Origin of the sequence: Sporosarcina sp. FSL W8-0480 (genome assembly GCF_037963765.1) — a bacterium.
GTDB lineage: Bacteria > Bacillota > Bacilli > Bacillales_A > Planococcaceae > Sporosarcina.
In genome coordinates, this window is the sequence record NZ_CP150166.1 from 1,891,135 (window position 1) to 1,911,012 (window position 19,878).

18 protein-coding genes are annotated in these 19,878 nt (G+C 41.2%); all 18 read left to right on the forward strand.

The genetic code is table 11. The features are described 5' to 3' along the window. Positions 1 to 6 precede the first annotated feature (6 nt). The 18 genes from pyrH (at position 7) to rpsO (ending at position 19,876) form a co-directional block, all read left to right on the forward strand. On the forward strand, positions 7 to 732 hold the full coding sequence (gene pyrH, locus NSQ43_RS09865; protein WP_339249746.1) for a UMP kinase: 726 nt from the start codon (positions 7 to 9) through the stop codon (positions 730 to 732). Then, the gene (frr, locus tag NSQ43_RS09870; protein ID WP_339249748.1) at positions 733 to 1,290 is read left to right on the forward strand and encodes a ribosome recycling factor; all 558 of its coding nucleotides are present in this window, start codon (positions 733 to 735) and stop codon (positions 1,288 to 1,290) included. A 242-nt stretch (positions 1,291 to 1,532) separates the two neighbouring features. Continuing rightward, positions 1,533 to 2,327, forward strand: coding sequence for an isoprenyl transferase (locus tag NSQ43_RS09875; protein ID WP_339249750.1), 795 nt, complete (start codon positions 1,533 to 1,535; stop codon positions 2,325 to 2,327). Further along, complete coding sequence (locus tag NSQ43_RS09880) at positions 2,324 to 3,118, forward strand: phosphatidate cytidylyltransferase (protein ID WP_339249752.1); 795 nt, start codon at positions 2,324 to 2,326, stop codon at positions 3,116 to 3,118. Before NSQ43_RS09875 ends, NSQ43_RS09880 begins: the two co-directional genes overlap by 4 nt. Positions 3,119 to 3,141: 23 nt before the next feature. Next, the gene (locus NSQ43_RS09885; RefSeq protein ID WP_339254864.1) at positions 3,142 to 4,287 is read left to right on the forward strand and encodes a 1-deoxy-D-xylulose-5-phosphate reductoisomerase; all 1,146 of its coding nucleotides are present in this window, start codon (positions 3,142 to 3,144) and stop codon (positions 4,285 to 4,287) included. 40 nt (positions 4,288 to 4,327) lie between these two features. After that, complete coding sequence (rseP, locus tag NSQ43_RS09890; RefSeq protein ID WP_339249754.1) at positions 4,328 to 5,590, forward strand: RIP metalloprotease RseP; 1,263 nt, start codon at positions 4,328 to 4,330, stop codon at positions 5,588 to 5,590. A 36-nt stretch (positions 5,591 to 5,626) separates the two neighbouring features. Next, a complete protein-coding gene (locus tag NSQ43_RS09895) occupies positions 5,627 to 7,327 on the forward strand; it encodes a proline--tRNA ligase (protein ID WP_339249757.1) in 1,701 nt (566 codons plus the stop codon). A gap of 70 nt (positions 7,328 to 7,397) precedes the next feature. Then, complete coding sequence (locus NSQ43_RS09900; protein ID WP_339249758.1) at positions 7,398 to 11,711, forward strand: PolC-type DNA polymerase III; 4,314 nt, start codon at positions 7,398 to 7,400, stop codon at positions 11,709 to 11,711. A gap of 177 nt (positions 11,712 to 11,888) precedes the next feature. Then, positions 11,889 to 12,365 (forward strand): ribosome maturation factor RimP, encoded by a 477-nt coding sequence (gene rimP, locus NSQ43_RS09905; protein WP_339249760.1) that lies wholly within the window; start codon positions 11,889 to 11,891, stop codon positions 12,363 to 12,365. A gap of 22 nt (positions 12,366 to 12,387) precedes the next feature. After that, entirely contained in the window at positions 12,388 to 13,599 is a 1,212-nt protein-coding gene (gene nusA, locus NSQ43_RS09910; RefSeq protein WP_339249762.1) for a transcription termination factor NusA, read from the forward strand. A gap of 19 nt (positions 13,600 to 13,618) precedes the next feature. Further along, positions 13,619 to 13,897 (forward strand): YlxR family protein, encoded by a 279-nt coding sequence (locus tag NSQ43_RS09915; RefSeq protein ID WP_339249764.1) that lies wholly within the window; start codon positions 13,619 to 13,621, stop codon positions 13,895 to 13,897. Then, positions 13,894 to 14,271 carry a YlxQ family RNA-binding protein gene (locus tag NSQ43_RS09920; protein ID WP_339249766.1) on the forward strand — a complete coding sequence of 126 codons (378 nt, stop codon included), beginning with the start codon at positions 13,894 to 13,896 and terminating at the stop codon, positions 14,269 to 14,271. Before NSQ43_RS09915 ends, NSQ43_RS09920 begins: the two co-directional genes overlap by 4 nt. After that, positions 14,219 to 16,660: a translation initiation factor IF-2 gene (infB, locus tag NSQ43_RS09925; RefSeq protein ID WP_339249768.1), complete on the forward strand. Its 2,442-nt coding sequence runs from the start codon at positions 14,219 to 14,221 to the stop codon at positions 16,658 to 16,660. Before NSQ43_RS09920 ends, infB begins: the two co-directional genes overlap by 53 nt. Further along, a complete protein-coding gene (locus NSQ43_RS09930; protein ID WP_339249770.1) occupies positions 16,657 to 16,935 on the forward strand; it encodes a DUF503 domain-containing protein in 279 nt (92 codons plus the stop codon). The genes infB and NSQ43_RS09930 overlap by 4 nt, the downstream gene beginning before the upstream one ends. Before the next feature lie 22 nt (positions 16,936 to 16,957). Next, on the forward strand, positions 16,958 to 17,305 hold the full coding sequence (rbfA, locus tag NSQ43_RS09935; protein WP_339249772.1) for a 30S ribosome-binding factor RbfA: 348 nt from the start codon (positions 16,958 to 16,960) through the stop codon (positions 17,303 to 17,305). Between the two features lie 64 nt (positions 17,306 to 17,369). Then, positions 17,370 to 18,281: a tRNA pseudouridine(55) synthase TruB gene (gene truB / locus NSQ43_RS09940; RefSeq protein WP_339249774.1), complete on the forward strand. Its 912-nt coding sequence runs from the start codon at positions 17,370 to 17,372 to the stop codon at positions 18,279 to 18,281. An 11-nt stretch (positions 18,282 to 18,292) separates the two neighbouring features. Continuing rightward, on the forward strand, positions 18,293 to 19,237 hold the full coding sequence (locus NSQ43_RS09945) for a bifunctional riboflavin kinase/FAD synthetase (RefSeq protein ID WP_339249776.1): 945 nt from the start codon (positions 18,293 to 18,295) through the stop codon (positions 19,235 to 19,237). A 369-nt stretch (positions 19,238 to 19,606) separates the two neighbouring features. After that, complete coding sequence (gene rpsO, locus NSQ43_RS09950) at positions 19,607 to 19,876, forward strand: 30S ribosomal protein S15 (RefSeq protein ID WP_301242964.1); 270 nt, start codon at positions 19,607 to 19,609, stop codon at positions 19,874 to 19,876. Positions 19,877 to 19,878: the final 2 nt, after the last annotated feature.

The following is a 19,878-nucleotide window of genomic DNA, read 5'->3' on the forward strand; positions in this document are numbered from 1 at the left end:
GTACATATGAGCGTCCCAAAATACAAAAGAATTGTCTTAAAGCTTAGCGGTGAAGCACTCGCAGGTGAAAAGGGATTCGGATTATCTCCTGAAATCATTAAAACAGTTGCAGCACAAGTGAAAGAGGTCACGGATCTTGGTGTAGAAGTTGCAGTCGTAGTTGGCGGAGGGAATATTTGGCGTGGAAAGATTGGCAGCGAGATGGGAATGGACCGTACAACTGCTGATTACATGGGTATGCTTGCCACAGTGATGAATTCATTGGCACTGCAAGATGCACTTGAAAAACTAGAAGTCGAAACACGGGTTTCATCTTCTATCGAAATGCGCCAAGTGGCTGAACCGTACATACGGAGAAAAGCAATTCGACATCTTGAAAAGAAACGTGTCGTCATCTTTGCCGCTGGAACAGGGAACCCTTACTTCTCTACTGATACGACTGCAGCTCTTAGGGCGGCTGAAATAGAAGCCGATGTCATTCTAATGGCGAAAAACAATGTTGACGGCGTCTATTCTGCTGATCCACTTAAAGATAAGAACGCAGTGAAATACACTGATCTTACGTATTTAGAAGTAATTAGCCAAGGACTTGAAGTTATGGATTCAACAGCTTCAACCCTTTGTATGGACAATGATATCCCTCTCGTAGTATTCTCAATAATGGATAATGGAAATATTAAAAAAGCCGTATTAGGGGAACCGATTGGTACGGTTGTGAGGAGGAATGGGTAAATGCCGAAAGAATTAATGGATCAAACGAAAGATAAAATGGAGAAAGCGATTGGAGCATTTTCACGACAATTGGCTTCAATCCGTGCTGGACGTGCAAGTGCGTCATTGCTTGATCGCATCAATGTCCTTTACTACGGAGCACCAACGCCGTTAAACCAAATGGCAGGTATCTCTGTGCCCGAAGCAAGACTGATGGTAATACAACCTTATGACAAAACGACAATTGGGGATATTGAAAAAGCGATATTGAAATCTGATATCGGAATCACCCCTTCCAATGATGGTTCTGTAATCCGTTTGGCTGTACCTGCCTTGACGGAAGAACGTCGTAAGGATTTGGTAAAAGAAGTTAAAAAAGAAGCAGAGGATTCCAAAATTGCAATTCGTAACGTTCGTAGAGATGCGAATGACGAGTTGAAAAAGTTAGAAAAAAATGGCGAAATCACTGAAGATGAATTACGTCGTGAAAGCGATGAGATTCAAAAATTAACTGATTCGTACATTGAAAAGATTGACGGGATTTCCAAAGCGAAAGAAAACGAAATTATGGAAATCTGATTGAAGAACTTTCTATATCTCCGGACGTCCTATCTTCAGGACGTCTTTTTTTTGCCAAATTGCGTCCGCCTGTAACGTAAAGCAACTGTTATCTCATTGATTTTTATAAGAAGGCACGCATAGGCTTAAACAGGGAATACTAAATTTCAACGAAACGTTCTCTGTTTTAATGAAATTTGCTGGCTGATTTGATACGATAGACTAGGTACTTGCTCAAATAGCAGGCGAGTGGAGGAAACGGAATGTTAGAAAAACTGTTGCGAAAAAAAACTAAAGAGATCGAAATGTCAATTTCCGACAGGATTAAGAATGTGAAAAGTAGGACAATACCTTCACACGTCGCCATTATTATGGATGGAAACGGCAGATGGGCAAAACAACGTAGCTTGCCGCGAATTGCTGGTCACCATGAAGGAATGAAAACAGTCCGTAAAATTACCCGTATTGCGAATGATATCGGCATTAAAGTCTTAACGTTATACGCTTTTTCAACTGAAAACTGGAAACGACCAAGAATGGAAATTGATTTTCTCATGAAGCTTCCAGGCGAGTTTTTATCTACATATTTACCTGAGTTAATTGAACAGAATGTTAAAGTAGAAACAATCGGTAATTTCGATGCGTTGCCACCTCATACGAAAGAAGCAATTATGAAAGCGCAAGAGGCTACCTCGAAAAACACCGGTCTTATCCTAAATTTCGCAATGAATTACGGAAGCCGTCTCGAAATTGTTGAGACAGTAAAAGAAATTGTCCAATTGACAGCAAACAATCAATTATCTATAGATGATATTAATGAATCTTTGATTGATGCACATTTAATGACTTCACATTTGCCTGAACCAGATTTACTGATTAGAACAAGTGGGGAAGTTAGATTGTCGAATTTCATGCTGTGGCAACTTGCCTATTCGGAATTTTCATTTACAGATGTTCTTTGGCCAGATTTCGACGAATCATGTATGCTTAATGCTATTGAAGAATTCCAAATGCGCCATAGGCGATTTGGGAGTGTGGAAGGAGATAAGGAAGTTTGAAACAGAGAATTATTACAGCAATCGTAGCATTTGCAATTTTTTTCCCACTCGTCATAATAGGTGGTTTTCCGTTTACATTAGCGATTTATGCCATCGCTTCAATAGGCTTATACGAGTTGCTGCGTATGAAAAACATTCGTATTTTCTCAGTTGAAGGAATCCTAACATGGATCATGCTTGCTATCCTTTTAATGCCATCGACATGGACAAAGGAAGTCCTGCAATTTACCGGTTATACAAAAACTGAATTGATATTCGCACTCATACTTATTTTGCTGATTTTTACAGTAATCTCGAAAAATCGTTTTTCATTCGATCATGCGGCATTTACTGCGTTTAGTGCCTTATATCTTGGCATTGGTTTTTATTTCTTGATTGAAACCCGATTTTATGGATTTGAATATGTTTTCTATGCATTATTAGTTATTTGGACGACTGATTCGGGAGCATATTTTACAGGAAGAAAATTAGGGAAACGTAAACTTTGGCCCGAAATTTCCCCTAATAAGACTGTAGAGGGCTTTCTTGGTGGAATTCTTTTTGCTGTTCTATTCGCGTTTGTTTTCCAACTGTTTTATCCAATAGCGTCTTCTTATTTCATGTTAGCTATTGTTACGATAATTGCTTCCATCGTTGGCCAGTTGGGTGATTTGGTTGAGTCTGCATTGAAGCGGCATTTTGAAGTGAAGGATTCAGGAAATCTTCTACCGGGACATGGTGGGATTCTTGATAGATTTGATAGTCTCCTTTTCGTATTGCCACTAATTCATTTTCTTCATCTTGTCGGTTAAAGGAAAGGATGTAGTTCAGTATGGTGAAAAATATTAGTCTACTTGGTGCTACAGGGTCAATCGGTACACAGACCCTTGATATTATTCAGTCAAACCGTGAAAAATTTAAGCTCGTATCTTTTTCTGCTGGGATGAATATTCTTAGGGTAAGAGAAATCACAAGGGAGTTTCAACCGGAAATCGTATCAGTTATAAACTCTACTGATGCGAGTGTCTTACAAGCTGAATTCCCTAATACAAAATTCGTTTATGGAAAAGAAGGGCTAATTCTTGTTGCAGCTCATTCTAATGCGGACATGCTTGTCAATGCAGTGATTGGCAGTATCGGTTTAGAGCCTACTATTCAAGCCATCAAAGAAGGCATTACTATAGCAATTGCGAACAAAGAAACATTAGTAGCTGCTGGAGACATCGTAATGGCAGAAGCAAAAAAGAATAATGTTGCTCTGTTACCAGTCGATAGTGAACACTCAGCATTGTTTCAATCTTTGAATGGAGAAAATCCAAAACGAGTCTCTCGTTTAATCCTTACAGCTTCTGGCGGTAGTTTTAGACATTTGCCTAAAAGTGAATTAAAGGACGTAACTGTTCAACAGGCATTAGCGCATCCTAATTGGTCAATGGGCAATAAATTGACAATTGACTCTGCGACGATGATGAACAAAGGACTAGAGGTGATAGAGGCCCATCATTTATTCGATATGCCATATGAGAAAATTGATTGCCTTCTGCATAAAGAAAGTATCATCCATTCAATTGTTGAATTTGAGGATACGAGTATGATTGCTCAATTGGGTTCACCGGATATGCGTGTTCCAATCCAATATGCGATGACCTATCCTGATCGAATTCCAATGCAAAATGCAAAACCTCTAAGACTTGAAGAGATTGGAATTTTGCATTTTGAGAAGATGGATATGGAAAGATATAAAGCCCTTGCACTTGCGTACGAGGCAGGTAGGGAAGGTGGAACAATGCCTACAGTGATGAATGCAGCAAACGAGGTTGCTGTAGAACTGTTTATGAAAGGTGAAATTCCTTTCTTGCAAATTGAAGAAATCGTTGAAAGGATGATGAATCAGCACGAAAAAATTTCATCACCTGATTTAGAAACGATTCTTGAAATTGATTCCCTGACTCGTAAGATGGTGTATGATAAAGTAAAATGATTCATAAAACGGCTTAAATGGCCAGTTAAGGTGGTTTTTTATGGAAACCGTAATTGCGTTTATAATCATATTTGGATCTCTCGTCTTTTTTCATGAATTAGGTCATTTTCTTTTTGCTAAAAAGGCCGGAATCATGGTTCGTGAATTTGCGATTGGAATGGGACCGAAAATTTTAGCGCTCAGAAAAAAGGAAACGCTCTATACAATCCGCCTTCTTCCAATAGGAGGATACGTCAGGATGGCCGGCGAAGATTTTGACACTGTAGAATTACAACCCGGTTATCGTGTTGGCATCATTTTAAATAATGAAGATGTGGTGGAAAAGATTTACTTGAATCGGGACGTTTCAAATCCAAATGTCCTTTTCATAGAGACTGAAAAGGCAGATTTAACTAAAGCGCTCTTCATCGAAGGATATGATGAGGATGGAAAACTTGTTAAATACAAGGTTTCTAGAAATGCTATTGTTTATGAAAAAGGACAAGAGACAATAATAGCTCCATATGATCGTCAATTTGATTCAAAGCCTTTGGGTAGTAGAGCAATGGCGATTTTTGCTGGTCCCCTTTTCAACTTCATCCTTGCTTTCTTCATCTTCTTGGCAATCGGTCTTCTACATGGCATCCCAACTAATGAACCAATCATTAGCGAAGTTATTACTGACAGTCCTGCATATGCCGCGGGAATGGAGCCAGGTGATTTCATTAAGGAAGTGGATGGGGTACCTGTTGAGAAGTGGACTGAATTCACGGATATAGTGAAAAGCAAAGGCAGTGAAAAAATTCAATTGAAAGTAGAGCGTAATGGTGACCTTGTTACGTTTGCCGTTACTCCTAATACAGTTGTAAATGAAGCCGGTGAGAAAGTTGGTCAAATCGGCGTTATGTATGATCCACCTTTGGAAAAGAACCCTATGAAGGCATTCGCTTTTGGAGCGGAACAAACATATAGCTGGACTAAACGAATCTTCGAGCTTTTAGGAATGCTTGTAACAGGTAAGTTTACAATTGAAGCATTAAGCGGTCCACTCGGAATTTATAAGGCAACTGAGGAAGTTGCACAATTTGGCGTTTTCTCACTGATGAATTGGGCAGCAGTATTGAGTATTAATTTAGGCATCATGAACCTATTACCGCTTCCGGCACTCGATGGTGGAAGATTACTGTTCTTCTTATTCGAAGGATTACGGGGCAAACCAGTCGATAAGCAAAAAGAAGGCATGGTCCATTTTGTAGGGATTATGTTATTAATGGTCCTCATGTTAGTCGTTACATGGAATGATATACAGAGATTCTTCTTTTAATAAATTAGTTTCCTTTGGAATGAGGTGAGATCTTTTATGAAACAATCACGGACATTCATCCCAACTATGCGTGAAATACCAAGCGACGCTGAAATCGTCTCCCATCAATTGTTATTAAGAGCCGGTTTTATACGCCAACATATGAGCGGGGTCTATTCATATTTGCCTTTAGCAAAAAAAGTATTAGGGAAGATTGAAAACATTATCCGCGAAGAAATGGATGCAATTGAAGCAGTAGAAGTTTTACTACCTACATTGCAACAAGCTGACCTTTGGAAAGAAACGGGAAGATGGCAAGCATACGGTCTTGAACTATTTCGATTAACTGATCGACATGATCGGGAAATGGCATTAGGACCAACTCACGAGGAAGTGATCACATCACTTATCCGTGATGATGTCCAATCCTATAAAAAACTGCCACTAACTGTATATCAAATTCAAACGAAGTTCAGGGATGAGAAAAGACCAAGATTCGGATTACTGCGTGGTAGGGAATTTATCATGAAAGATGCATATTCTTTTCATTCCTCAGAGGAAAGTCTCGAAGTGAAGTATAATGAAATGCTCGAAGCTTACACAAGGATTTTCACAAGGCTTGGATTGGAATTTAGAACGGTTTTAGCAGATGGTGGATCGATTGGTGGAAATAGCACACATGAATTTATGGCCCTATCAGAAATAGGGGAAGACACAATTGCATTCAGTGACACATCACCTTATGCTGCCAACATTGAAATTGCTGAAGTGAATAGTAACTATACAAAATCAAATGAACCAATGAAAGAACTGGAGAAAGTTGAAACACCTGCACAGAAGACTATTGCCGAAGTTGCAACATTTTTGAAAGTTGATCCTTCAAAAATCATTAAAACAATCATCTTCCATGCGGATGAAGAATTATGCGCAGTCTTGGCTCGTGGAGATCATGAAATTAATGAGATAAAACTTAGAAAAGCACTTTCTGTTAATGAGTTGAATCTTGCTTCAGATAGTGAAATAGAAAAAACTCTCTCCTGCAAAGTTGGCTCAATTGGGCCAGTTAAATTACCACTTGAAATTAAGGTATATGCCGATAATGCTGTGAAGGAAATTGTTAACGGAATTTGCGGTGCGAATGAGGATGACTACCATTTGAAAAATGTCAATCCAGAACGCGACTTTGCCGTTGATAAGTATTTGGATTTAAGGTTCATAAAAGAAGGGGACCTTTCGCCTGATGGAACCGGAACAATTCGTTTTGCAAAAGGGATTGAACTTGGCCATACATTTAAATTAGGTGTGTCCTATAGTGAAGCGATGAAAGCGACATATCTTGGCGAAAATGGGAACACCAATCACTTCGTAATGGGATGTTACGGGATAGGTGTATCCCGGATATTAGCGGCAATCGCTGAACAATACAACGACGCCAACGGATTAAAATGGCCGAAAAAATTGGCGCCTTATGACATTCACCTAATAACAATCAATATGAATGATGAAATGCAAACAAAATTATCAAATGAACTTTATCACCTCCTCAAAACGTATCGGTATGATATCCTACATGATGATCGGGATGAAAGAGCAGGAGTTAAATTCACTGATGCAGATCTAATTGGATTACCAGTTCGAATCACCATCGGTAAAATGGCAAAGGACGGAATGGTAGAAGTAAAATTCCGCGAGACAGGTGAAACAGTCGTCTGGCAAAAAGAAGAAGTTACAGAAAAACTACAGTCATTTTTTAATTAAAAGTAAGATGGAAGGGGAGGTCGGATGTTCCGACGCTTCCCTTTTCACTGTAAAACAAGGGGGGTTACATATGGATGCTAAATTAAAAATGCTAACTCTATTACAACAAATTGGAATGTCAGATGATCAAACAATCATCCATTTCCAAAATGCAACACTTGAACGAGTCGACATCCATCGAAAATCAAGGATTTGGCAATTCAATATTCAACTCGAAAACATATTGCCTTTACAAGTATTTCAGCTATTCCAACATAAATTAACAGAAGCATTTAAATCAATTGCAACAATCCGTCTTAATATTAGTACAAGCTCTCCTGAGTGGAATTCCGAAAGTGTAATTGGATATTGGCCATACGTTATCGAAGAGATGAGGGATATGTCTCCACCAATACGTGAACGTTTCATTGGACAAAAACCGATTATGATCGGTGAAAAGATGAAGCTTACGTGCATAAACGACTTTGAACAACAAACGTTGAAAAGCAAATACGGTCCTCTCATCACGGAAGTTTATGGATCTTTCGGTTTTCCTCCAATGGCCATCGAATTTGCGATAATCGAAGAGGCTGAAAGTAGCGAAGCCGAGCGTTTAGCCTTTATCGCACAGAAGGAAGCGGAGGAAGAAGCATATGCAAGAAATGCTTTAGCAAGTCTTCAAAAGTTGGAAGCAACGAAAAAAGAAAATGGCGATGCCGGTAACAGGCCGTTCGTCTTAGGTGTGCCGATCAAGCAGGATGAACCTCTAATCGGGATTCATACAATTCAAGATGAAGAAAGACGTGTCACAATCGAAGGATATGTTTTCGATACGGAAGTCAGGGAACTGAGAAGTGGTCGGTCATTGCTCACCATCAAAGTGACCGATTATACCGATTCGATATTAGTTAAAATGTTTTCAAGGGATAACGAAGATGCGGAGCTAATGAAGACATTGAAAAAGGGTTCTTGGGTTCGTGCAAGAGGAAGCATACAAAATGATACGTTTGTAAGGGATCTTATTATGATGGCCCAAGATATCATGGAAGTTGCTCCAGTAATTCGCAAGGACAATGCACCTGAAAATCGAAAGCGTGTCGAATTACACGCCCATACGAATATGAGTCAGATGGATGCAGTAACTTCTGCTTCGAATTTAGTCGCCCAAGCAGCTAAATGGGGGCATCCTGCAATTGCGATCACTGATCATGCCAATGTCCAATCATTTCCTGAAGCGTATTCAGCCGGTAAAAAACATGGCATAAAAGTACTGTTCGGTTTGGAAGCAAATCTCGTAGATGATGGTGTTCCAATTGTATACGATGAACAGCATCGTTTACTTGAAAACGATACGTATGTTGTATTTGACGTAGAGACAACAGGCTTATCTGCCGTGTATGACACAATCATCGAACTTGCGGCAGTAAAGGTAGTTAATGGCGAAATAAAAGAACGATTTGAACGTTTTGCCAATCCACATCATCCACTATCCTCAACAACAACTGAACTTACTGGTATAACGGATGATATGGTGAAAGATGCACCAGAAGTATCGGAAGTCATAAGGGATTTCAAAGAATTCATCGGTGATTCTATTCTTGTCGCGCATAATGCTTCATTCGATATGGGCTTCTTTTATGAGGCAAGTAAAAAAGCTGATTTGCATGATCGGAACTATCCTACAATCGATACTCTTGAACTATCTCGATTTTTATATCCTGAACTACGTAATCATAGATTAAATACGTTGGCGAAGAAATTCGATATCGAACTGACCCAGCATCACCGTGCGATATACGATACGGAAGCGACTGCCTATCTATTCATACGTCTCATGAAAGATGCTGCGGAGAAAGGCATTGAATACTTAGATGATTTCAATAAAAATATCGGGGAAGGGGATGCGTATAAACGGTCCAGGCCTTCACATTGTACGCTTCTTGCAACCGATGACGAGGGATTGAAGAATTTATTCAAACTTGTCTCGATTTCCCATATGGATTATTTCTATCGTGTGCCTAGAATCCCGCGTTCCTTACTTATTAAATACCGCCAAGGTTTATTAGTCGGTTCAGGGTGTGATAAGGGAGAGGTCTTTGAAGGCTTAATGCAGAAATCGATGGAGGAAGTGGAGGAAATTGCTGGTTTTTATGATTACCTTGAATTGCATCCGAAGCCAGTTTACTCACATCTGATCGAGTTGGAACTTATTCGGGATGAATGGAATCTTGAAGATATAATGCGTAAGATGATTAAACTTGGAAAAAAGGTCGGATTACCCGTTTGTGCAACAGGAAACGTTCATTATATCGATGAAACAGATGCGAAATATCGTGAAGTGCTTGTCCGGTCGCAAGGCGGGGCGAATCCGATGAATCGACATTCGTTGCCTGAAGTGCATTTTAGGACGACCGATGAAATGCTTGACCATTTTTCGTTTTTGGGAAATGAAACAGCGGAACAGATTGTCATTGATAATCCACAAAAGATTGCTGATCGAATCGGGGATGTGAAAGTTATCAAGGATGACCTGTATACCCCTGAAATTGAGGGTGCGGATGAAGAGGTGCGAGAGCTTACCTATTCGATGGCCCATCATATTTATGGTGAACAATTACCTGAAATTATTGAAGCAAGAATTGAGAAAGAATTAAAATCGATTATCGATAACGGCTTCGCAGTTATTTATCTGATTTCACATAAGTTGGTAAAAAGATCACTGGACGATGGATACCTTGTTGGTTCAAGGGGATCCGTAGGTTCTTCACTCGTTGCAACCATGATGGAAATTACCGAAGTGAACCCTATGCCGCCACATTACGTTTGCCCTTCATGTAAGCTATCCGAATTCTTTGATGACGGTTCCGTCAGTTCCGGATTCGACTTGCCGGACAAAGCATGTCCGTCTTGTGGAACAATGTTCAAAAAGGATGGACAAGATATCCCGTTTGAAACGTTCCTTGGATTTAACGGTGACAAAGTCCCGGATATCGATTTGAACTTCAGTGGTGAATATCAAGCGCATGCGCATAACTATACGAAGGAGCTTTTCGGGGAAGATTATGTCTATCGTGCCGGGACAATCGGAACAGTTGCTGAAAAAACAGCATATGGTTATGTCCGAGGGTATATGAACGATAATAACCTTCATTTAAGAGGGGCGGAAATTGACAGGCTTGTACAAGGTTGTACTGGCGTTAAACGAAATACGGGACAACATCCAGGCGGTATTATCGTTGTCCCAGATAATATGGAGATATACGACTTTTCACCAATCCAATTCCCGGCCGATGATACTTCATCAAGTTGGAGAACAACACATTTTGACTTCCATTCAATTGATAATAACTTATTGAAACTTGACATACTTGGGCACGATGATCCAACGATGATCAAAATGCTGGAAGACCTTTCTGGCATCGATCCGAAAACGATCCCACCAGACGATGAAGGAGTAATGGCACTCTTCAGTGGTACGTCATCATTAGGTGTAACTGAAGAGCAGATTGATTGTAAGACGGGTACATTAGGTGTCCCTGAGTTTGGTACACGATTTGTTAGGCAGATGTTAGAGGAGACGAAACCATCTACATTTTCAGAACTTATCCAGATTTCGGGACTATCGCATGGAACTGACGTCTGGCTTGGAAATGCACAAGAATTGATTCAAAACAATATTTGTCAATTGTCGGATGTTATAGGCTGCCGTGACGATATTATGGTTTACCTTATTTATCAAGGGCTGGAACCATCAATGGCCTTCAAGATTATGGAATCTGTCCGTAAAGGAAAAGGACTCACTCCGGAATTTGAAGCGGAGATGAGGGCGAATAACGTTCCTAACTGGTATATTGACTCCTGTAAGAAAATAAAATATATGTTCCCTAAAGCCCACGCGGCTGCCTATGTTCTGATGGCGTTAAGAATTGCATATTTTAAAGTGCATCATCCAATTATGTATTACGCAGCCTATTTCACGGTGCGTGCGACAGACTATGATTTATTGACGATGACAAAAGGTACAGCTTCAATGCGAGCGAAAATCAAGGAAATCAATGACAAAGGATTAGAGGCAAGCCCGAAAGAGAAGAACCTACTGACAGTACTTGAAATAGCATTGGAAATGGGGGAGCGTGGATTTTCTTTCGCGAAGCCCGATTTATATAAGTCGGATGCTTCCGTCTTCCTGATTGAAGATAATAAATTAATCCCACCATTTGACTCCATTCCTTCACTTGGTACAAACGTTGCTAAAACAATTGTTGAAGCGCGTAAGGATGGAATCTTCCTATCGAAAGAAGACTTACAACAACGCGGAAGAGTATCTAAAACCGTCATTGAATATATGGACTCATTGGGTTGCTTGGAAGGCATGCCTGATTCGAATCAGTTATCGTTATTTTGATCGTTTACCCGCTCGGAAATGGTTAGCACGGCACATTGTTTGCAATGATGCCCTATAAATGCTACAATTGTAGCAACTTTTGCTATAAGTCTTGCGTGAAAAAGAGTGGGATTTCCCGCTCTTTTCTGTTGTTCTATATGTATTAAGTTTTTTTAATCAAATTTCGGGAGGGTTTTGATGAGTAAAATTACAGAGGAAGTCCAAAAGCTCGTCAGTCCGATAGTGAACGACCTCGAGTTGGAATTGGTAGATATTGAATTTGTGAAAGAAGGAAGAGACTGGTTTTTACGGGTTTATATTGATACTCCTGAAGGGAATATCGATATCGAACAATGTGCACAAGTTAGCGAAAGGCTTAGTGAAGAACTGGACCGTACTGATCCAATCACCCAAAACTATTTCCTCGAAGTTTCGTCACCGGGTGCTGAACGACCTTTGAAAAAGGAAGAGGATTTTCATAAGGCAGTCGGCCAGTATGTATTTATAAAAACATATGAACCGATCAACGGAATGAAAGAATTTGAAGGGTACTTGCTTTCTTATGATTCCGAGTTCGCAGAAATGGAAATTCGAATCAAGACAAGAAAACTGCAAGTAAAGATTGAAAAAGAAAAAATCGCTTTTGCAAGATTGGCGATTGACTTTTCCGCATAATTGAATATAGGAGTGATTAACTATGAGTAGTGATCTACTCGATGCATTAACAGCTCTTGAAAAACAGAAAGGTATCTCAAGAGATGTACTTGTTGAAGCGATTGAGGCCGCCCTCGTAACAGCTTATAAACGGAATTTCAACCAAGCTCAAAATGTGCGGGTCGATTTGAACTTAGACAAAGGCACGATGAAAGTCTATTCACGTAAAGACGTTGTTGAAGAAGTGGAAGACGAACGACTTCAAATGTCTTTGGAAGATGCTTTAGTCATTAATCCGGCATATGAAGTGGGAGACGTCATCGAAGAGGAAGTTACCCCTCGTGACTTCGGCCGTATCGCTGCGCAAACTGCAAAACAAGTCGTTACTCAGCGTGTTCGTGAAGCTGAACGCGGTCTGATCTATGATGAATATGTAGACCGTGAAGATGACATTGTCAACGGCATCGTCGAACGTTTAGATGCGAGAAATCTTTATGTCGGCTTAGGGAAAGTGGAGGCGGTCCTACCGGCTACGGAACAGATCACCACTGAATCTTATCAACCACATGATCGTATAAAAGTGTATATTACAAAGGTTGAGCGTACATCCCGCGGACCACAAGTATTTGTTTCCCGCACACATCCAGGCCTTTTGCGTAGGTTATTCGAAATGGAAGTTCCGGAAATTTATGACGGAACAGTTGAGATTAAATCGATTGCGAGGGAAGCGGGTGACCGTTCCAAAATTTCAGTTCATACGACAAATGAGGAAGTGGATCCGGTCGGCTCATGTGTAGGTTCAAGAGGGGCAAGGGTCCAATCCATCTCAAATGAACTTAACGGTGAGAAGATTGATATCGTTGAGTGGTCTGAGGATCCAGTCATCTTCGTTGCAAATGCACTAAGTCCATCAAAAGTATTAGATGTACAAGTGAATGAAGAAGAGAGATCGACAAGGGTTGTAGTTCCGGACTATCAGCTATCATTGGCTATTGGCAAACGTGGCCAGAACGCTAGACTTGCTGCTAAATTGACTGGTTGGAAAATTGATATTAAAAGCGAGACGGATGCAAGGGAGTTAGGCATCTATCCTCCTACTGCACCAAATGAAAGTCCATTTGCGGAAGATGTATATGACGTAACTGAAAATGGAAAAGATGAATATATGGATGATCCGTATTTCGACAATGAATCCGAAGAGGAATCTGAATACGAAACAATCGATTTATATTCAGAAACTGACGAAAACAATTAAGTTGAAAGGATGATTGCCCATGACAAGCAAGAAGAAAATCCCTTTGCGTAAATGCGCTGCGACAGGCGAGATGTTACCAAAGAAAGAAATGATCCGCATTGTCCGCACGAAGGAAGGGGATGTTTCAGTCGATCTGACAGGCAAAAAATCGGGACGTGGTACATACGTATCGAAAACTGAAGCCGCTGTAGAAACAGCCAAGCGCAACAGATCGATTGAAAACCAGCTTGGAGCATCAGTGCCGGAGGAAGTATATGTTGATCTTCTTCATGCAATCCGTCGTGAGGCTTTGAAATGAATCATCCTAAAGAAGTTTTCCAGTTGTTAGGGATGGCAGCAAGGGCCAGGAAACTGATTACAGGCGAAGAGCTCGTTATTAAAGAAGTACGATCAGGAAACGCACGCATCGTGATTGTTTCCGAAGATGCTTCAAAGAATACATTGAAGAAAATAAATGATAAATGTGATTTTTATAACGTTGAGAAGCATGTGTTCGGGAGTAGAGAAACTCTCGGCCATGCAATCGGAAAAGAGTCGCGGGTCGTACTCGCGTTAACGGATACCGGTTTTGCCGGAAGATTATCTGGGCTCCTCAACGAATATAACCGGGGGTGGGCTAATGACGAAGATACGTGTACACGAATACGCGAAAAAAGTGAATCGGACGAGTAAGGAAGTCATCGAGGAACTTGGAAAGATAAATGTGAATGTAACTAACCATATGTCTATGTTGGATAAGGATGCTACATCTAAATTGGACCAACGATTTGGTAAAGGTGGTTCAACACCATCAGATAAACCAGCGGGTCAAGATCGTAAGCCATCTTCACGCCCAACAGGCAATGCGAACGATAAGCAAAGAAGAGGCGATCGTCCTGCTGCACAAGGTCAAGGTTCACAAGGCGGCAACCGTCCAACAGGTCAACAACGCCAAAGCCAAGGGTCACAAGGTGGCAATCGTCCAACAGGTCAACAACGCCAAGGCCAAGGATCTCAAGGCGGCAATCGTCCTGCCACAGGTCAACAACGCCAAGGCCAAGGATCTCAAGGCGGCAATCGTCCTGCTACAGGTCAACAACGTCAAGGCCAAGGAACGCAAGGTGGCAATCGCCCTGCAACTGGTCAACGACGTCAGGGGCAAGGTGCAGAGGGTGAAAACCGTTCTACACATGGCCAACAGCGCCAAGGCCAAGGAGGCGGCGGACGTCCAGCTAACCGTGGTGGAAGACCACCAGCTCGTGGCATAAACCAAGGACGTAGAAGACATCGTCCGGCTCCAATGCCTAAAGTGGAAAAACCACTACCAGAAAAGATTACTTTCTATGAATCCCTTTCTGTTGGTGAACTTGCGAACAAATTGGGTCGAGAACCTTCTGAAATCATCAAAAAACTATTCATGCTTGGAGTTATGGCAACCATTAACCAAGAATTGGATAAAGATGCAATCGAGTTGATCTGTGCAGATTATGGTGTTGAAGTAGAAGAAGAAATCCGAATTGACGTAACGGATCTCGAGATTTACTTCGAGGAAGATGAAGAGGTTGAGGCAGCTCAAACCGAACGTCCACCAGTCGTAACGATAATGGGTCACGTCGACCATGGTAAAACAACCTTGCTGGATTCAATCAGAGATACGAAAGTAACTCAAGGTGAAGCAGGTGGTATCACACAACATATCGGTGCTTACCAGATTGAGGTTGAAGGAAAGAAAATTACTTTCCTTGATACACCAGGACATGCTGCTTTTACAACAATGCGAGCACGTGGGGCTAAGGTTACCGATATTACAATCCTTGTCGTAGCTGCTGATGACGGTGTCATGCCGCAAACTATTGAGGCGATCAACCACGCGAAAGCGGCTGAAGTGCCAATCATCGTAGCAGTCAACAAAATGGATAAACCAACTGCAAATCCTGATCGTGTAATGCAAGAGTTGACAGAGCACGGCCTTTTAGCGGAAGCATGGGGCGGGGATACAATCTTTGTACCGATTTCCGCATTGAAAGGTGAAGGAATCGATCAATTGCTTGAAATGGTTTTATTAGTCGCTGAAGTAGGAGAATTGAAAGCAAGCAAAAACATTCGTGCAAAAGGTACGGTCATTGAGGCACAGCTTGATCGTGGTCGCGGTTCTGTGGCGACATTGTTAGTTCAAGATGGGACACTTCGTATTGGAGATCCTATTGTTGTCGGGACTACATTCGGAAAAGTACGTGCAATGATCAATGATTTAGGTCGTCGTGTAAAGGAAGCTGGTCCATCAACTCCTGTCGAAATTACAGGATTGAGTGATGTCCCACAAGCAGGTGACCGCTTTGTTGTCTTCGAAGATGAGAAGACAGCACGACAAATAGGTGAATCGCGTGCAGGAGACGCCTTGCAAGAACAACGTGTAGAAAAAACGCGTGTAACACTTGATAATTTATTTGATCAAATGAAACAAGGCGAAATGAAAGAATTGAATCTTATCGTAAAAGCCGATGTTCAAGGTACTGTTGAAGCAATGGCGGCTTCCTTGATGAAAATTGAAGTCGAGGGCGTAAACGTTAAGATTATTCATACAGGCGCAGGTGCGATAAACGAATCGGATATCTCCCTTGCGGCAGCATCAAATGCGATTGTCATAGGATTTAATGTGCGTCCTGATGTCAATGCTAAGCGTGCGGCAGAAGAGGAAGGTGTCGATATTCGCCTACACCGCGTCATCTATAAAGTAATTGAAGAAATCGAATCTGCGATGAAGGGATTATTGGATCCTGAATATCAGGAAAAGGTTATCGGTCAAGCCGAAGTTCGTGAAACATTTAAAGTCTCGAAAATCGGAACAATCGCGGGAAGCTATGTTACTGAAGGGAAAATTACACGTGATGCCGGAGTCCGCGTATTACGTGATAATATCGTCATCTTTGAAGGTGAGTTAGATACTTTAAAACGATTCAAAGACGATGTTAAAGAAGTGGCAAAAGGCTATGAATGTGGAATTACCGTTAAGAACTTCAATGATATTAAAGAAGGCGACATTTTTGAAGCCTTTGTAATGGAGGAAATTAAACGGGCATGATTGTCTATGCTGAGTGTACATTCTTTATTCCCGATGTCCATTCGTTGAAGGAAAAGAGATCCGTTTTGAAAAGGATGACGGATCGGGTTAAAAATGAATTCAATATATCCGTTGCGGAAATCGATCATCAGGATCTCTGGCAAAGAACAACAATTGCCCTCGTCTCAGTCGCTTCTGCAAAAGATTCGGCAGAGGGAGAGGTAAGAAGAGCCATCCGTTTTTTGGAGTCGAATCCGGAATGGGAAATGACAGAACAGCTATTTGACTATTATTGATGCGGAATCGGGGTGACCATCCATGTCTATGCGTGCGAATCGTGTCGCTGAACAGATGAAAAAGGAATTAGGCGGAATCATTGGCCAAAAATTGAAAGATCCTCGTATTGGCTTTGTCACAGTAACGGACGTTGAAGTGACAGGCGATCTTCAACAGGCTACGATCTTCATATCAGTATTGGGAAATGATTCGGAGAAAGAAGCAACCCTTGCAGGACTGACGAAAGCGAAGGGATTTATCCGTACTGAAATCGGCCAGCGGATTAGACTCCGTAAAACACCGGAGATAGATTTTGCTTTTGATGATTCCGTAGAATACGGAAATCGTATTGAATCATTGTTACGCCAAGTTAACAAAGACGAAGAATAACAAAACGGAGGAAGTCGGTGTCCAAAAGGACTTTCCGGCTTCTTTCTTTTTTAGGAGGATTTACATGGATGGGATTCTTCCTTTATGGAAAGAAAAAGGGATGACATCGCATGATTGCGTTTTTAAGCTTAGAAAAATTTTAGGTATGAAAAGAGTCGGTCATACCGGAACATTAGATCCGAATGTGGAAGGCGTCTTGCCAATCTGCCTTGGTCAAGCAACAAAAGTGGCAGAATATATAACTGATTCCGGGAAAGAGTATATTGCCACTGTTTCAATAGGGAGTGCAACCGAAACTGAAGATTCAGACGGGGAGGTTATACAGCGTAATGATTCACCTAAAACGATTAGTAGGGAAGAAATTCTTCAAGCCCTCTCCAAGTTGACTGGTGAAATTATACAAATACCTCCCATGTACTCAGCTGTAAAGGTAAACGGGAAAAGACTATACGAGTATGCGCGAAAAGGAATTGAAGTAGAACGTCCCGAACGGAAAGTCATTATCCAAGATATAGAATTACTTGATGATCTTGACATATTCGAGGGACAAGAAATCCTTTTTACAATTCGCGTTAAGTGTGGAAAAGGTACATATATAAGAACATTATCCGTTCAAATTGGTGAGATCCTTGGTTACCCAGCGCATATGGCCAAGTTAGTCCGTACTTCTTCCGGAAAGTTTAGGCAAAAGGATTGCCTTACGCTCAAAGAAGTTGAGGAATTGAAGGAAAGTAGCAAACTTGACACGCATATAAGGCCGCTTGAAGATGCACTTGAAGAATTTGTTTTTGAGGAACTGGATGATGAATTATATGATAAGATAATGAATGGACAAGTATTACAAAGTCATCCATCACTTGAAAGCAACGAAAAAATTGTATTTACAAAAAGATTAAAAGCGGTGGCTGTCTATCGTCGTCATCCAGAAAAAGAAGGATTAATGAAACCTGAAAAAATGTTTCCATTTAACAGGTAGGGGAGAAAGACATGGAAATCTATAATTTGCAATATCCACAATCTATTACAATCGATGATAAAGGCCCCTTTTCACTGGCAATCGGTTTTTTTGATGGGTTGCATAGGGGTCATCAAGCAGTAATTGGGGAGGCAAAGCAAAAAGCCGAGCAACTTGGTATCAAATCCGCCGTAATGACATTTGATCCACATCCATCACATCTATTCGGAAATGGAGAGAATAAAGTCGGCTACATTACCCAATACCCTTTAAAATCTCAGCTTATTGAAGAAATGGGGATTGATACCCTATTCATCGTAAAATTCGATCGCCCACTTTCTTCACTCTCACCTGAGAAATTCATAGAACTATTCATAAAAGACTTGGGAGTTAAACACATAACAGCTGGATTCGATTTCACCTTCGGTTCCAAAGGTGCCGGCACAATGGAACAAATGGAGGCTCTTTCGAACGGAGAATATGGCATATCTGTCATTGGAAAAGTAACAGACTCAGACGAAAAAGTTTCCTCAACATTAATACGTAAACTTCTTTCCGAAGGCAATGTCGAAAAGACAGCCACACTATTAGGAAGACCATTCCGAACTGTAGGGACAGTCGTCGATGGCGAGAAAAGAGGCAGGTTACTCGGCTTTCCAACAGCCAACGTCATGCCTGATGACGAACTAATAATCCCTGCCAACGGAGTATACGCTGTCAGATTCTCATTTGCTGATCAAACATACGACGGGGTATGTAACGTAGGAGTCAAACCGACCTTCCATGACCCATCCGTCAGCAAACCAAGTGTCGAAGTGCATCTCCTCGATTTCACAGGAGACCTATACGGAAAAGAAGTCTCCGTAGACTGGATTGCGCGAATAAGATCAGAAAAGAAATTCGGCTCAGTCGACGAATTAGTCGAACAAATCAGTAAAGATAAAGAAGCTGCGAAGGAAATCCTTGAATCGAATTAACAATAATGTACCTGGCCATTTCCGTTGCTTGAAGTGTAGGGCGGCGAAGTGCAAAAATGTGCTCTCAATGCTTCGCTTTTGTTCGCAAAAGCCGTTCTTCGTAACGGCCTTTCCTGCGGGATTTAGCGCGAATGGTGAGACCCCGCAGTGTCGCGTAGCGACCGAGGAGGCTCACCCGTGCCCTCCGGAAAGCGTCCGCCCGAAACGTAAAGCAACTGTACTAAGTATATATTTGTTGTATCTCATTTTCACATATGTTATGATAAATCAGTGCCACGGCACAAACCTTTCCTTGGCATATCGAATCACCAACGAATGCTCGGGATTCGGGGATTTTTATATTACTTTTATCAATAGGAGGTGAAAAGGATGGCAATTACACAAGAGCGTAAACATGAATTGATCAACGAATTTAAAATTCACGAAAACGATACTGGATCTGCAGACGTACAGATCGCTATCCTTACTGAAGAGATCAACAACTTGAACAACCATTTACAAACTCACAAAAAAGACCACCACTCACGTCGTGGCCTAATGAAAATGGTCGGTACACGTAAAAGACTTCTAAAGTTCTTGCGCGAAACTGATGTTCAACGTTACCGTGATCTTATTGCTAAACTCGGCCTTCGCCGTTAATA